Raw genomic sequence first — 13,543 nt, 5'->3', positions numbered from 1 at the left:
GTTGATTCTTTATTTACAGTTACAACTTATATAAACGTAAAAAAGTGCACTTCATTTTCCCGGCGCCCTTATTTTCTCCTTAAAAACAAAATATACTATCATCATATTGGAGTAAAACAGCAGCAGCAATTCTTTGACTTTATTTTAACCAAGCCTATGAAGTCAATTCTGCTATTTTTGCCACACTCAAAAACCATAAAAGCTTGTAGCCTAAAGCATTTGCAAGCATCACCAACATACAATTATGAAGAAACTCTTACTAACTGCTGCTTTATTTATGGGTTTGCAGGCGGCTTACGCACAGCAGGATACTACAGTTGCAACGGCGCCCACCACACGTCCTGACTGGAGAAATGTAGATTTGAGCAATAGGGGTAATGATCATTTTGTTATTCAATTTGGTGCTGACAGCTGGGGAAGTACTCCGGACAGCATCCGCACTTCTGGTTTCTCAAGGCATTTCAACGCGTATTTCATGCTCGACAAACCATTTAAAACCAACCCACGTATGAGTGTAGGTTTTGGTGCCGGTATTGGAAGCAGCAATATGTTCTTCAACCGTACTTATATCGACTTGAAAGCTCCTGGAACAAGATTGCCTTTTACCAACTTGGATAGCAGCAATCACTTTAAGAAGTTTAAACTAGCTACTGTATTCCTGGAAGCGCCGGTTGAACTGCGCTTCACCAGCAATCCATTGGAACCTAGTAAGTCTTATAAAATAGCCATTGGCGCCAAAGTAGGGACGCTACTAAGCGCACACACCAAAGGCAAGAACCTGCAGGATAAAAACGGAACATCGATCAACAACTACATCGAGAAAGAAAAAAGCAAGAAGTTCATCAACTCTACCCGCGTTTCAGCAACGGCACGTGTAGGTTATGGCATCTTCTCTGTACATGCTGCATACCAGATTACCAACTTCCTGAAAGAAGGTGCAGGGCCTGAAATAAGACCATTTTCTATTGGCCTTACCATCAGTGGCCTGTAATTTGAATTTATAAAATAGAGGCAGCCACCGGTTAAGCAGCCGGTGGCTGTTGTATTTTAGTCCATTACCTTTAAGCATAAATATTATTTGCCTTGATAGATAAGTCGAAGAAAATAAATGAAGAACAACGTGCCGTGCTGGTAGGCCTGGTGCATAAGGACCAGACAGAACACCAGGTAAAAGAATACCTGGAAGAACTGGCATTTCTTGCCGAAACAGCCGGCGCAAAAGCAATCAAGAAATTTTACCAGAAGCTGGCGCATCCTGATAGTAAAACTTTTGTAGGTAAAGGAAAGCTGGAAGAGATAAAGCAGTTTGTAGACTCGAAAGATATCCAGCTGGTAATTTTCGACGATGAATTAACCGGTTCTCAGATTTCTAATATTTCCAAAGCTCTGGGTGTAACCACCATAGACCGAAGCGATCTTATCCTCGACATTTTTGCCAGCCGTGCACGCACAGCGCAGGCCAAGGTGCAGGTAGAGCTGGCGCAATACCAGTACATTCTTCCGCGCCTCCGCGGTATGTGGACGCACCTTGAAAGGCAGGGAGGTGGTATTGGTAGCAGGGGTCCGGGTGAAACCGAGATAGAAACCGACAGGCGTATAGTAAAAGATAAAATCAGCCTGCTGCGTAAGCGCCTGGCAGAAATAGATAAACAATCATTTACCCAGCGTAAAGACAGGGGAGAATTCATTCGTGTGGCACTGGTAGGGTACACCAACGTTGGCAAGAGCACACTCATGAACCTGCTTAGCAAGAGCGAGGTTTTTGCGGAGAATAAACTGTTTGCCACGCTTGACACTACCACCCGCAAGGTTGTATTTGAGAACACGCCTTTCCTGCTGAGCGATACTGTAGGTTTCATCCGGAAATTGCCTCACCACCTGGTAGAAAGTTTTAAAAGTACACTTGACGAGGTGCGTGAAGCAGATATCCTGCTGCACGTGGTAGACATTTCGCACCCGCAACACGAAGACCAATACGCTGTGGTAAACAAGACGCTGCAGGAACTGAAAGCCTTTGATAAACCTATGCTTACCATCTTCAATAAGATGGACCTGTACGAGCAGAACACCTTCGACCAATGGCTGGAAGACGATGTAAAAGAAGAGATACGCAGCGACCTGAAACAGAAGTGGCAAAACCTGACGCAAGGCAATTGTGTATTTGTATCTGCCCTTGAACGCAGCAACATCGACGAGTTGCGCCAAACGATATTGAACAAGGTGCGGGATATGTACCAGATCCGTTACCCGTACAAGTCAGAATACTTTTATTAATGGCTGAAAAGAAGATTAAGTGGCACAAGCTCACAGATCATATAGATGCAATTGGCTGGCAGCCAAACGGACTGGCCGTGGTAGAGGTGGGTAGTAAAACAGTAACGCTAGCACGCATTCAAGACAGCATAAAAGCATGCGCACACAAATGCCCGCATGCCAGCGGAATATTGGCCAATGGCTTTTTAGACGCTTTGGGAAACATCGTTTGCCCGCTGCACCGCTACAAGTTTAGCTTAGACAATGGACGCAACATTACCGGCGAAGGATACTACCTGAAAGTCTATCCTGTAGAAACCCGTGAAGCCGGCATCTTCATTGGGTTTGAGGAGAATAACTGGCTTGACATCTTCAGATAAAAAACAAGCGAAAAAAAATTTTGCCGGAAAAGATTATCTCCTATTTTTGCACCCCATCCGATACAAAACGGGTCGGGAAATTCCTCCTTAGCTCAGTTGGTTAGAGCATCTGACTGTTAATCAGAGGGTCGTTGGTTCAAGTCCAACAGGGGGAGCGAAAGAAAAGCAGCTATGAAGTTTCATAGCTGCTTTTTTGTTTTTGTGAACCTTGCTTTACCCGCAATTGTATTGCCGCCTGGTAGCATCCTTAAGCCGCAACCTACGGCGCTCAGTAGCCTTACCGAATGTAGAAGTGAGTGACACAACGGAAGCTGAATAGAAGTACTGTAGCTGGTAAAAAAAAGCACTTACTGAAGTAAGAGCAAAAAGTCATCTCTGATATCTTCCTACCAGTTGTTTTCCTGGTCTTTGTTCGTTCTCTCTAATGGTTGAGGCGGTTTGGTGCACCAGTTTTTATCGTAGCGCACAAAGAAGGCTAACCATCCTGTTCTTGCTACCCGCATGAAGTAGGGTTGTGCTGCAACCAGCAAAAACGCATTTACTGCCAACCAATAAATTATCCGGTCATCATAAAGAGAAAAACCAATGGTAAACCACCAGGCAACAAATGTGAAAACACTAAAGGCAACGGTGAAAGCATAGCTAACATAACTAGAGCCGAAATAAAAGCCTACTTCAATATCTAAAGGCTGCTCACATACCGGGCACTCCTTATTCATCTTCATCGTGTTCTTTAAGTGCCACGGGTTCTTATCCTGGAACATATCCCCTTTTCTACATCTTGGGCATTTGCAGGCAAACAGGTTAAGTATACTCGGTGCTCGTTCACTACTTGTCATTTCTTTATTATCTGCTTGTGGAATAGTTATCGTTTCCATGTTGTTATTTTTTAATGATTTGCTTTCGGAAAACTTCAGGTGTTACTCCTTCGTACTTCTTAAAGAATTTTGTGAAATATGAATTGTCTGTAAAATCAAGTTCAAGTGCTATTTCTGAAATGGACATTTTTGCGTTTATTAATAATCGTTTTGCTTCTAATAACACCCTGTCGCGTATCAGTTCACCAGCCGGACGACCTGTTACATCCTTGCATAAAGCATTGAGGTGGTTGGGTGTTACATAGAGCATGGCAGCATAATCTTTTGTTAGTTTCTTTTCCCTGTAATGTTGCTCTATGAGCTTTTGAAATTTCTTAGTACTACAGAGTTATAACTGCTTTTTTCTTTACGGTCTTCCTTGATTTCATACCTGCTTACCAGTATCAAGAGTTGAAGTAAAGCTGTTCTTGCAAAGTCATCTTTCAAGGCTTCCTTAGATTTGCCTTCAGTTACAATTGTTTCTAAAGTTTGCTCTACTCTTCTTCTGTCTTCTTCTGGTATTATTATCACCTGTTCTGCTGCTATGCCCGAAAAGAAATTAAACTGGTCGAGGTACCTTGGATCTGCAACCAATGCATTGATATATTCTTCGGAAAAGTTCACGATATACCCGTCAGACTTTGATGTAAAATCCCAGCTATGTACCTGGCCCGGAGCCATAAAATAAATCTGACCTTGATCAACGGGAAAGGTCACGAAGTCTATGGAGTGACTACCTGAGCCTTTAGTGAAATAGACAAGATGATAGAAAGAATGCTTGTGTGGAAACTTCAAATTCTTGTGCTCATCCAGGTAATGCGCAAAATGATCTGCAACAAAATCTTTTGGAGAAAGTTGGGCTTCTCTTAAAGTACTGATACTATATGTTGGAAGATTTTGCTTTGACATTACCCTTACTTGTGATACAAAGCTACAAGGCAATTACCACGAGCAGGGGTAGTATTTATGGTGTTAATGGTAGTTTTTACTGATTAAGATATTTTAACTGTTATGAGATGTAGAATACGAGGGCGAGTGAAATGAGATAGTAGCCTAAGCATTAGCCTATTAAGTAAGGACAGCTATTCTGCTTCGGGAGGCATTGTATTTTCTACGCCATTTTCCTTTATTTCAAAACCTTTGTTCTCGAAATACATAACTGCTAATTCTAGAAGGTCTTGCTGGTTGTTCCTGATGCGGTGATAATTGATGAAGGTTTTGTGTACTTCTGCAAACAACATAATTGTTTCCTCGCTAAAAGCTTCATTAGGTAAAGCTTTCACTTCAACTGTTCCATCAACGAATAATTCGAAGTCCATTGACCTTTTTGAGACGATGTATTTTTTGACCATTAGCTGTAATTTATTTTGCCGCTAATGATCTAGTTGTTAGGTATACCAAAAGAAGAAAAGGAACCGGATTATATTATTAAAGCAAACATAGGTTTTATATGTCCAATGCAAATGCTAAAGTGGGATACGTGCAGGATTACTATTGAATGCAGTTATGGCGTTTACAACGAGTTTAATACTACCAGGTTTTAGAGATACATGCAGGCACCGATAGCTGGAAAAGCTCCTCACATTTTTACAACAATGGCAAACCTGCTAAAGTGCCTGGTAAAGAAGCACATGCACAAAGTAAACACATGGCTGGTGCAAGCGAATCTGTATTAGACAAGGTGGTTGATACAGTTACAGGAAAATAATCTTGTATGATAATACTGCTAAATAGAAGGCTCCATGCCTTCTTTTTAGTTTTGAACATGTGGTTAAAAAATATGCGCAAATTGTTTGTCAATTACTGGCAAGTGCTTTGTATAGCAAGTAGCGCTCATGGTTTAGTTTTTACTCATTAGTATTTTCACAATCTCCTTATGATATTCAACAAGAAGAGCCACATACTTGTAGCAGAGGACGATGAAGATGATTTTCTTTTCTTCAAAGATGCGCTGGTTAAGACAACCAGGGCAACAATCTCCAACGTTCGTAATGGCGTTCAGTTGCTCGAATACCTGGATACTAATCCCAAGCCTGACCTTATTTTCCTTGACCTGAACATACCACGCAAAAGTGGCAAACAATGCCTGAAGACGCTTTGGGAAACGCACTACATCGATTCAGTGCCCATTGTTATATACTCAACGTCACGCAACGAAGAAGACATTGAAGAATGTTACAATTTCGGTGCACGTTTCTATATGATAAAACCTACCAGCTATGGATCGCTGCTCAACCTGCTAAACCGTCTTTTCGGGCAGCTTAGCCATGATCCACGGGAATTTATCAGGAGAGAAGAGTTCCTGATACGAGAGGCGAAGTAATACGTATTTGCCTGATGAAAATTAAGGATGCTCTTGTTTGTTATGTGTGAGATCATCTGCTGCAAATAGTATATGTTTCATTCTTCATTTTCACTCACAGAAACAGGAACTTCAACCTGCCTGAAGCGTACCTACACCACATCGTTTTATTATTTTCATTAATATGAGGCTCGGTTGTTGCTAGTGTAAGGCAGTACAAATTTTTTCAATTTAAAAACGAGAAACTATGAAAGCCTTATTAATGAGTTTTGCACTGCTTGCAATGTTTGCAGTAAATGCCGATGCACAACAAAAGAAAACCAGTACAGCACAAACGCTAACACAGTCACTGAGCCAGGTAACCACACAGAACGGATTGATCAACCTGGGCAACCTTTCGGTGAACGTGAGTAATGTAACTGTACAGGATGTAGTCAATGTTCAAAATGTATTGAACAACGCAGAGATCAGCCTGCTGAATGATGCCCTTAATGGAAACAACGTATTGAACAATGTATCTGTAGACTTAAGCAACCTGTTGAGGAATGCAAATATCCTGAACAAGAACCAGGTTGTTGTAGGTGTACTAAGCGACCAGGACAGGATCAAGTTTGTAACAGCCAATGCAAATAAGCTTCAAAACAAAAAGTAGAACTACCACATTTTTGTAAAAGGGAAAGCTGGCTCAGCTTTCCCTTTTTTTTACCAGGCTGAACCGCTGACGGAAATGCCAGATGTTACCAATTTACCTACTAAATCTATTGTTGAGCATTTTTGATGTATTTAGGAGATTCACATTCCTGCCAATACTCCACAATCTTCACCAGTACTTTTTTCAACTTATCATACGAATGCGGTTTAATGAAAAACCCTTGTATAGAGCGGGAATAAGCATCAATGACATGAGTTTGCTCTGCACTGGTAGAAAAGAAAAGATAAGGTATGGATTTAAGTCTCAGGTCTTCGTTGTTGATGATCTTTTCCCTCAATTCCATGCCACTCAGCTTGGGCATATTAATATCAGACAGTACAAGAAAAGGCTCAATCTCTGTCTGCGTCAGATAGTCTAAAGCCAGCTCACTTTCAGAAAAGAAGATGATCTCGTTTGGATAATTAAGCTCGGTAAATATTTCAGATAATACTTCCTGGTCGTCGATATCGTCTTCTATAATTATAATGGGGCCAGACTTGTTCATTGGGGAAAGGGGGTAGATTAGTGGCTGAAGATACAACTGTTCGTTTTAGTAATACCAATTGAGCCATCGGCTAAACAGCTAATTAACCTATCATGTTGTGTAGAACTATGGCAAGAACGAGCTGAATGTTCAGCTATATTTACATACTTGACCCGTTTAAGAATACTAGAAAAGCAGAATAAGACAACCTTTTATGGAAAAAAGCAAACAGCAAAAAGTTAGGTTCTAACAATAATACTGTACAGAAGTTTTAGAAATCAACATCAACTGCCGGTAGTGTACATAGAAGCTACTATTCTTTGTGCAGCGTATTCTTTTTTGCCTACTGCTGGTACAAGTTCTCCAACTTTCCCTAGTCCGTACTTAGGCATATTGTTGTAAATGCATTCATACTCGCCTGCTCGTACCTTGTAGGTTTCATGCCAGATGCCCACATCGCCATTACTCCTGATCTTGGTGTTGAACGATTTCCATGCAGGATAATGTTGGCCCTCGCTATCTTTTGCGTAGGCTTCCAACTGTTCAAAAGTGCGCCAGTATTGTACAATGACAGGAGGTATACCACCAAACATCTGGAAACCAAGAAAGCCACTCTCCGGCTTTTGTGATAATTCAATGAGCATCTTAGGCATTGCCTTCGCAACGGGTATCCACTTGTGCATCTTCCACAAACGGTTGATGCGCATTCCTAGAAGGAACACTACAAAATCACCTTCAATATTCACAGTCATTCTTTGATTGATCGTCTTAGCCATACTGAACGCTTTAAAATTTTTGGAAGCATTAGCCCTGGTACAATATTACAACAGGTGTTATTGACAATGCTACTGTTGGTTACGTTCTGCTATTACTAATTTGTTATCATGACCAATCCTGATGGATGTTTTCATAATCAAAAGAAGTTTCTTCGGAATAATAATAACCTCCCATTTAAGAAGCTTACACCTTTAATAAGTTATCCAGTTTCTGACGATAATCTTCTTTCTTCACCGCAATATTCCTCGTCAAGAAAATAGTTACTACCAACACTGTCAATGCAGCCAATAAACCTAAATAGGGAGATAGCTTGTTAGGCTGCGTGGTGGATACGAAGACGCCATGGTGAATAGGATCATTACCAAAACCATAGACTAGGTAATAAATAAAGTTCAACCCGGCATGAATTCCTGTGTTCATCCAAAGCGATTGCAGGCGGATAACAGAAATAGCAAATGCCAGCCCGAGGAGAAAAGAAAATAGAATATTGCGTATGCTCCATCCTTCCAGCCAAATGTCATCAGCAATATAAATGACGGTCGATAATAGTATGATAGCAAATGCAGGCAAGCGGTTTTTAAAATGTCCCACCACGTATCCACGCGTCAACAGGTCATTAGTAGCAGAGCCTAAAACTGCTACTACTAGTGCCTGAATAATCAACCAATATACTGCTCCTGCTTCTTGCCATTTAATAAACTGCAGGCTGCCTAAGGATAGTTCGGCTACTGTCAAAAGTATCCAGGTAGCGCCTCCAACGACCAATCCAAGAAAGAGATGATTTTTCCAGTGCTTCGTTCTGCAAAAACCAAGTTTTTTCAATCCTATACTGCTACTCCATTTCGCAATAAGATGAGTAAGCGGAAAAAAGGAAATAAAGGTTATAAGCCAAAGAACATCGTTACCATTGAATAAGGAAGGTAATAATCGCAGGTATAGGTTTAGAAAAATAAAGCCAGCAATGAATTTCACATCTTTCATAAAGCCGATGAACTATTTATTTCCTTTCAAAATATTCACCTCATTTAATTCTATTTAATACAACTTGAGAGCATGCATCAAGTCTGAACAAGTTTTTACAAAGCAGTAAAAGATGAAGATAAAAGTATAGAGAAATAGATAATCGCAGCAAAACTGTTCTTGATGATGGAGTGCTATTAGCTTATCAACCCATCATTAAAAGGGTAATCCTTATCGAAGCTTAGGATTTCATTCACAATTGTAGTGCAGCAGTCTATACTGCATGATAATCTCTTACCAGTTTATCACATCTTACTAAAACCAATCACATGCTACAACTAATAAAACTACAGTGCCTGGTCTTCCTTTCACTAATTTCATCAAGCTGCAGCATTGTAAATGCACAGGCGACGAATCAGCCAACAATACCGGCCTCAGCCAAAGTATATGTAACCTCAGAAAGAGATTACCTGGCAAGAATTGCGGGTGAAGAAATAAAGAAGTATAGGTTGTGGACACTTACAGATCAAGCCTCCGAGGCTGATGTGGTGATGGATGTAAAGGTGAGAAAGATAGGCTTCAACGACCGGGAAGCGCATGCCGTATTCTCCGATGCAAAGACAGGAACAAAATTAACTGAAACACCTACAGTCAACAGCCTGATGCGCTTCACGTTTGCTCCAAGACGCGGAGCAGTAAGAAAATTGATCAGGAAGCGAATACAGGATTATTACCTGCAAAATGAACCAACGGTAGCGGTATCAAAGTAGCGGTACTTTACTTTTCTTTTCTTATACAGATCAAACAGACCAATCCACTACTACTTTTATCTCATCGGCTGAATGCTGATGCAGTGCTTTCTCAAAATCAGTAAAAGGTATTTTTTCTGTAATGATTGCTTGAATTGGACCAGGCCATTTTTCATAACTGGCATATAGATCTTCAACCGCCATTTTATAATGATCAATACTCGCATTTACACTTCCAAGTATGATCTGGTTTTTGAGTACCAATTGCTGCATAAGATCGCCAGCCATGATGGTCAGTGGCCTTTCGCCAGATGGAATACCAGTAGCTACATAAATACCGTTGATGGCTAATGTATCTATCAGTTGAATTTGAAGTTTGGCAATTCCTGTGGCTTCAAATACAAAGTCAGCAGGACCAAATGCATCATCAATATCTGTCACCTTCACCTGCCTGCCATCTATATACTTTCCACCTATCTGCTTTAGTATCTGTGGACGAAGGGTATCTTCATCTACCACATCCATTCCCAGTACTTCGGCGCCACGAAGACGAAGTGCAAAAGCTGCCATCAATCCTATTGCTCCAATACCCGCTATTAAAGCCTTTTTTCCTTTCAACCAATTTTCTTCCCTGTCAAAGTTCTTCAGCCTTGCAGACTGCATGATCATTGCTTCATCTATAGCCTTTGCGGCAACAGACATAGGCTCTGTTAATACACCTATACTTTTTATTGCTTCAGGAACCTTTACCAGGTATTGCTCATTGTCCACCACGTATTGTGACTGGAAACCATCAGCAGCTTTTATACCTCGCTCTGTATAATCTCCGGTATAACACATATCGCTGCGGTTGTTGTTGCAGGCGTTACACTTGCCGCATCCTCTTCGCACAGTGAACACCGCATAATCGCCCGGCTTAACAGATGTTACCTCGTCGCCTACTTCTACTACCTGGCCAAACATTTCATGTCCTATGATCAATTGCCGCTTGCCTTCAGGCGCATCAGCCCTACCACCAGCTGCTTCTTCCCTATCAGTGCCGCAGATACCTACCTGAAGCATCTTTATTTTTACTTCACCTGGTTGCGTGATCAACGGTTCATCTACCTCGGCCAACGATACATTGGAAGTTCCTGGAATTAAGGCAATCGCTTTCATATGTTATGCATTTATGTCTTTGTTACCGACTATTGTTGGTTGCTTTTCAAGTTTAAGCACTGGCTAGTCCTGATTGTAAAGACCAAGCTATTCTCCTCTGTTTGCTATAGCTGAACAAGTCCATACACAACATCAATTGCGAATAATTGTTGGATTATTTAAGCAACTAAGGAAACAGGCTCCTCTGTATAAACAACAACACGCGTGCCTGCCACCATATCACCTATTCTTCTTGCAGGACTGAATAAAGAAACCAGGACCTCGATAGGCCAAACGAATTATAGAATTCGAACAGAAAATTCAACGAGTTGCGGCTAATCCTAAAACCATCCAGCAGGTAACTTCCACGTAAGAAGCATCACTTCAAACTTTAAACCTTAAACTTCAAACCAAACAGCTTTCACTTAATTAAACCAAACAGCATAGCCTTGTCGTCGTAAGTGCAACGCAAGCTTCTCTTCCATTGCCAAAGCTTCTGCACGGGTCATGGGTTCTACATTCAGGTGTTCATATAAACTTGGCCTAAGGTATATGCCATACTTCTGAACGATGTTAGCAGATAGCTTATGGCCTTTGCCGTTAATGTAGCCCGTCTTGTGTTGTTTCAATCTTTCCGCCGGTGTCTTACTCGTCATGCCTACATAAAGGCACTCCAGTGTACCATTGAATTGCGGGTTAGCAGCCCTGAACTTCCAGTTTTCGGTAAACACTTTTTTAGAAAGTTCTACTACGTATACACGGTATGTCACTTTCGGCATTTCTTCAATCTTTGCAGGTGTATATGCAAAATACGAAGCACTGCTGGAGGTTAGACAGCAGCTATCTATTGTTGTTCAAGATTGATTTTTGTTATATGCACAAGGTCATCCTGCTAGTGACAAGACGTACAGCTTTGTCCCTGCGGGGTCTCCTTCAAGCCTACTGTGCGAATGTCAGGGACCCTGCAGTACGGAAGGCATTCGTTAGATCATCCCTCGATTGTCCGGTGTCCCTTCGGAGACCCCAGACGGACAAAAATGTTCATTTACTTGATGAAATTTTTTGCTCCTACTATTCTACTCTCTACAACAGTTACTGCATAAGGGACATTAGGCCGGTTCGGTGTCGAGTGCAACGAGACATTCAAACATTGCGCAGCTTTGTTTGAAAGAAGCGGACGGAGTCCCGTTGCAGTAACGAGGCCATGCGGCCTGAGCTGTTTATTTAGAAAATTTAATCCTTGCGGGTCTCCTTCAAGCCTCCTGTGCCATTGCCAGGGATCCTGCAGTACGGAAGGCATCGGTAGACCATCCTAAAGTGTATAAGGTCCCTTCGAAGATCCCAGACGGACAATAACTACTTATCCTGTGGATTTTAACCAATCAATTGTACGACTACAAAGGGGTCTTTTGACAATAATGAATATGCTCAAACTACTCCAGGATGGCATCAAGACTTTTCCTGTCATACACCTTCCCATTAAAGATTACCAGGTTGATATCTTTAGCATTGGATATATCCTGTAAAGGATTTGCGTTTAGCAGTACCAGGTCGGCGCGCTTACCCTTATGTATAGAACCAGTTTCAGCTTCCTTTTTAAAAAACCGTGCAGGATTGATGGTTGCCGCCTGCAGCGCCTGTAGTGGCGAAAGACCTGACCTCACCAGCAACTCCAGTTCTTCGTGAAGGCTGCTTCCCGGGTAGACATAGGGGATGGCCATGTCTGTTCCTGCTAGTAAAGGAACGCCGGCTCTTTGCATGGAGGCAGTACGTTGTTGCATGACCGGCATCATACTTTGCATGTATTCCACTGTCTTGCTCACATTGTCGCCCCATGCTTCTGTTTGCTTTTGCCAATGGTGTTTTAGTATGGGTGAAACCTGGCCTAAGCGTTTATCATTGCGTAATGACGAGTCATTATAGCGTGCGATCTTGTCTATTATCAATAGCGTTGGTGTAAAGAATGTTCCGGCATCTTTCATCATCGAGATAGTAGTGTCGTTTAGGCCTGGTGTAAACAGCACATGTTCAATGCTGCTTTGCCCGGCCTCAATAACCGCTTGCAGGGGCAGTGAAGCAGGCTTGTGTCCCACGAAAGCTATGTTGTGTTTTGCAGCCTGGTCTGCCAGCGCCAGGTAGGCATCTTTCGATATTTGTTGATGCACCTTGATAAAGTCTACTCCCAGTGCTACCAGCGAGTCAACGGCTTTGCGTGCCTCAGCCGGTGTGTTAACCGTTACACGCAGTTCATTCACAAAAAACGGCCCGTCTATTATAGGCCCGGGAGCAATGATATGCGGCCCTACCTGTTTACCCTGCTCAATTTCATTTCTCCACTGCTTTATCGTATCAAGAGAATTGGCGCCCATGTCTCTTACCCCCGTAACACCGTAAGCAATAAAATAGGGCAGCGATTGTTTGGTGGCTAGTTCAAGGTGTACATGCATATCCCACAGGCCGGGTACCAGGTATTTACCCTGTGCATCAATAACCGAAGTACCCCGCGCTATTCGCACGCTGGACGCGTACCCTGTTTCGATTATCCTGTCTCCTTCAATAACTACAGCCTGGTTGGGAAGCAGGCCACCATTTCTTACATCAACTATGGTAACATTGGTTAAAGCAATTCTTCCACGAGCAGCAGTATTCCTGGCCGGGGAACAGGCAGCAAACAAGATTATGGAAAGCAGGAAAAAGTATGTTGTTTTCATCTACCGCTTTTTGAGCTTAGCCAAAGGCTACAACCACCTTAACACGAGTCGCTAGCGTATCCAGCTAAACCCGCAGATGATCCACTTTTCTGATCTTCAAACACCAGGCCTGCTTTCAAACTATTTTAGCAGGTACGAGATACGAAGTGCGAACAGGTTCTGGTAGCACTATGCTTTTTTTGTTTATAAACTTGATGGGATGCCTCCTTCGTCGGCATGACAAAAACCAGGAACCAGAAACA

At 42.1% G+C, this 13,543-nt stretch carries 16 protein-coding genes and 1 tRNA gene; 7 read left to right on the top strand and 10 right to left on the bottom strand.

Translation table 11 applies throughout. The features are described 5' to 3' along the window. The first annotated feature begins 244 nt into the window (after nucleotides 1-244). From J4N22_RS12255 to J4N22_RS12240, 4 genes are all read left to right on the top strand, one after another. Nucleotides 245-991, top strand: coding sequence for an outer membrane beta-barrel protein (locus tag J4N22_RS12255; protein ID WP_207494961.1), 747 nt, complete (start codon nucleotides 245-247; stop codon nucleotides 989-991). Nucleotides 992-1,083: 92 nt separating this feature from the next. Then, entirely contained in the window at nucleotides 1,084-2,274 is a 1,191-nt protein-coding gene (gene hflX, locus J4N22_RS12250; protein WP_207494959.1) for a GTPase HflX, read from the top strand. Beyond that, nucleotides 2,274-2,633, top strand: a complete 360-nt coding sequence (locus tag J4N22_RS12245; RefSeq protein ID WP_207494957.1) for a Rieske (2Fe-2S) protein — start codon at nucleotides 2,274-2,276, stop codon at nucleotides 2,631-2,633. The genes hflX and J4N22_RS12245 overlap by 1 nt, the downstream gene beginning before the upstream one ends. Before the next feature lie 81 nt (nucleotides 2,634-2,714). Next, nucleotides 2,715-2,788, top strand: a tRNA-Asn gene (locus J4N22_RS12240). Between the two features lie 231 nt (nucleotides 2,789-3,019). On the opposite strand, the gene J4N22_RS12235 is transcribed toward J4N22_RS12240, so the two are convergent. The 4 genes from J4N22_RS12235 to J4N22_RS12225 form a co-directional block, all read right to left on the bottom strand. Further along, nucleotides 3,020-3,511 carry a DUF983 domain-containing protein gene (locus tag J4N22_RS12235; RefSeq protein WP_207494953.1) on the bottom strand — a complete coding sequence of 164 codons (492 nt, stop codon included), beginning with the start codon at nucleotides 3,509-3,511 and terminating at the stop codon, nucleotides 3,020-3,022. A gap of 4 nt (nucleotides 3,512-3,515) precedes the next feature. After that, the gene (locus tag J4N22_RS19935; protein ID WP_242692211.1) at nucleotides 3,516-3,761 is read right to left on the bottom strand and encodes a helix-turn-helix domain-containing protein; all 246 of its coding nucleotides are present in this window, start codon (nucleotides 3,759-3,761) and stop codon (nucleotides 3,516-3,518) included. Nucleotides 3,762-3,805: 44 nt separating this feature from the next. After that, the gene (locus J4N22_RS12230; protein WP_242692210.1) at nucleotides 3,806-4,399 is read right to left on the bottom strand and encodes an AraC family ligand binding domain-containing protein; all 594 of its coding nucleotides are present in this window, start codon (nucleotides 4,397-4,399) and stop codon (nucleotides 3,806-3,808) included. Between the two features lie 173 nt (nucleotides 4,400-4,572). Next, a complete protein-coding gene (locus J4N22_RS12225) occupies nucleotides 4,573-4,809 on the bottom strand; it encodes a hypothetical protein (protein ID WP_207494951.1) in 237 nt (78 codons plus the stop codon). Nucleotides 4,810-5,366: 557 nt separating this feature from the next. Here J4N22_RS12225 and J4N22_RS12220 point away from each other — a divergent pair. Both J4N22_RS12220 and J4N22_RS12215 read left to right on the top strand, forming a co-directional pair. Next, complete coding sequence (locus tag J4N22_RS12220; protein WP_207494949.1) at nucleotides 5,367-5,813, top strand: response regulator; 447 nt, start codon at nucleotides 5,367-5,369, stop codon at nucleotides 5,811-5,813. Between the two features lie 226 nt (nucleotides 5,814-6,039). After that, nucleotides 6,040-6,444, top strand: coding sequence for a hypothetical protein (locus J4N22_RS12215; protein WP_207494947.1), 405 nt, complete (start codon nucleotides 6,040-6,042; stop codon nucleotides 6,442-6,444). Between the two features lie 106 nt (nucleotides 6,445-6,550). Here the strand turns inward: J4N22_RS12215 and J4N22_RS12210 are convergent, their stop codons facing one another. The 3 genes from J4N22_RS12210 to J4N22_RS12200 all read right to left on the bottom strand — a co-directional run bounded on the left by J4N22_RS12210 (nucleotide 6,551) and on the right by J4N22_RS12200 (nucleotide 8,725). Next, nucleotides 6,551-6,988, bottom strand: coding sequence for a response regulator (locus tag J4N22_RS12210; RefSeq protein WP_207494945.1), 438 nt, complete (start codon nucleotides 6,986-6,988; stop codon nucleotides 6,551-6,553). Between the two features lie 263 nt (nucleotides 6,989-7,251). Further along, nucleotides 7,252-7,743 carry a DUF4188 domain-containing protein gene (locus tag J4N22_RS12205; protein WP_207494943.1) on the bottom strand — a complete coding sequence of 164 codons (492 nt, stop codon included), beginning with the start codon at nucleotides 7,741-7,743 and terminating at the stop codon, nucleotides 7,252-7,254. A 184-nt stretch (nucleotides 7,744-7,927) separates the two neighbouring features. Beyond that, nucleotides 7,928-8,725 carry a CPBP family intramembrane glutamic endopeptidase gene (locus tag J4N22_RS12200; protein WP_207494941.1) on the bottom strand — a complete coding sequence of 266 codons (798 nt, stop codon included), beginning with the start codon at nucleotides 8,723-8,725 and terminating at the stop codon, nucleotides 7,928-7,930. A gap of 308 nt (nucleotides 8,726-9,033) precedes the next feature. Between J4N22_RS12200 and J4N22_RS12195 the strand changes: the two genes are divergently transcribed. Further along, nucleotides 9,034-9,474, top strand: a complete 441-nt coding sequence (locus J4N22_RS12195) for a hypothetical protein (RefSeq protein WP_207494939.1) — start codon at nucleotides 9,034-9,036, stop codon at nucleotides 9,472-9,474. Between the two features lie 30 nt (nucleotides 9,475-9,504). Here J4N22_RS12195 and J4N22_RS12190 read toward each other — a convergent pair whose 3' ends face one another. From J4N22_RS12190 to J4N22_RS12180, 3 genes are all read right to left on the bottom strand, one after another. Further along, nucleotides 9,505-10,611: a glucose 1-dehydrogenase gene (locus tag J4N22_RS12190; protein ID WP_207494937.1), complete on the bottom strand. Its 1,107-nt coding sequence runs from the start codon at nucleotides 10,609-10,611 to the stop codon at nucleotides 9,505-9,507. A gap of 404 nt (nucleotides 10,612-11,015) precedes the next feature. Then, nucleotides 11,016-11,369, bottom strand: coding sequence for a GIY-YIG nuclease family protein (locus J4N22_RS12185; protein WP_207494935.1), 354 nt, complete (start codon nucleotides 11,367-11,369; stop codon nucleotides 11,016-11,018). Nucleotides 11,370-12,023: 654 nt separating this feature from the next. Further along, nucleotides 12,024-13,301: an amidohydrolase family protein gene (locus J4N22_RS12180; protein WP_207494933.1), complete on the bottom strand. Its 1,278-nt coding sequence runs from the start codon at nucleotides 13,299-13,301 to the stop codon at nucleotides 12,024-12,026. Between the last annotated feature and the right edge of the window lie 242 nt (nucleotides 13,302-13,543).

It is taken from the genome of Aridibaculum aurantiacum (assembly GCF_017355875.1).
In the GTDB taxonomy this organism is placed as follows: Bacteria; Bacteroidota; Bacteroidia; order Chitinophagales; family Chitinophagaceae; genus Segetibacter; species Segetibacter aurantiacus.
Note: the sequence above shows the minus strand (reverse complement) of the source record. Positions and strands in the feature narration are given on the sequence as shown.